1 protein-coding gene and 1 pseudogene are annotated in these 1,114 nt (G+C 70.8%); both read left to right on the forward strand.

Annotated features, from left to right (window positions below):
* Positions 1 to 405, forward strand: a pseudogene (locus tag AC5RUJ_RS16930) (hypothetical protein); the annotation flags it as partial.
* A gap of 119 nt (positions 406 to 524) precedes the next feature.
* A complete protein-coding gene (locus AC5RUJ_RS16935; protein ID WP_494002240.1) occupies positions 525 to 1,064 on the forward strand; it encodes an NUDIX hydrolase family protein in 540 nt (179 codons plus the stop codon).
* The last annotated feature ends 50 nt before the right edge of the window (positions 1,065 to 1,114 follow it).

Raw genomic sequence — 1,114 nt, forward strand, 5'->3', positions numbered from 1 at the left:
CACCACCCGCCCGATCCGGCGCTGGCCGTCATGCCGGTCTGGGTGACGCCGGACGTAGCCGGCGCTGCGGCCACCCTCCGCGGAATCGGCGCGCGCCCCCGGTTCAGCGGCGACGCCACCTGCATGGTCTTCGCGGCGAAGAACGGCGGGCTGGTCGAGGTACAGCCAGGCGATACGGAGCAACTTGGGCTGGCCTTTGAGTACGACGGCGACCTGTGCGCCTTACGGGAGCGCCTCGCCACGGCCGGTTACGACTGTTCCCGAGCGGACGAGGCCGGCCGGCAGGTCCTGCTGGTGGGGCATCCTGACGGCGCGAACCCGGCCGGCGAAGGGTACCTGCGGTTCAGCGCCCCGCGAAACGGTTCGGCTGGAGATCACCCGCTGCCGCCGACCCTTTGGTCCTGACGGGACCGGCGGTTCCGCGGTTCTGGCGGGTCCGGCCGTGGCTGGGCTGCACTGGAACGGACGCGCCGGGCGGGGCGGCCGGCGTGACTGGCGTCGCAGGGGTGCGGTAGAACAAGTACATGAGCGTACGTACTCCCGACCCGTATCCCGGCTGGCTGTCCCACGAGGACCTGCACGAGGCGCGGCAACGCCTGCCGATGCTTTACGTAGAGGCGGTGCCGGTGCGGCTGGACTCGCTGGGATATGTCACGGAGATCGGCCTGCTGCTGCAGGCTTCGGACGAAGGCGAGATGGTGCGCACGTTCGTCTCCGGCCGGGTCATGTACCGCGAGACGGTCCGGGCCGCCCTCTTGCGCCATCTGGAGAAGGACCTCGGCCCGCTGGCCCTGCCGCAACTGCCGGCCAGCCCGGTGCCTTTCACGGTGGCGGAATACTTCCCCTCGCCGTCCGAGACCGGGCTAACCGATGACCGGCAGCATGCCGTGGCCCTGGCCTACGTCATCCCGGTCACCGGGGAATGCAACCCGCGCCAGGACGCCCTGGAACTGAGCTGGATGACGCCGGAAGATGCGCTGAGCCAGGCGGTCCAGTCCGAATTCATCGGCGGCCGCGGCAACCTGCTGCGCCAGGCCTTGGCTCACGCGGGCTGGTGCCGCTGACCGCCGCCCGGATGTCGGAGGGCTTACCGCCCGGTGGGTCGGCGGGCTGA

This window comes from Arthrobacter sp. Y3223164, from assembly GCF_059091005.1.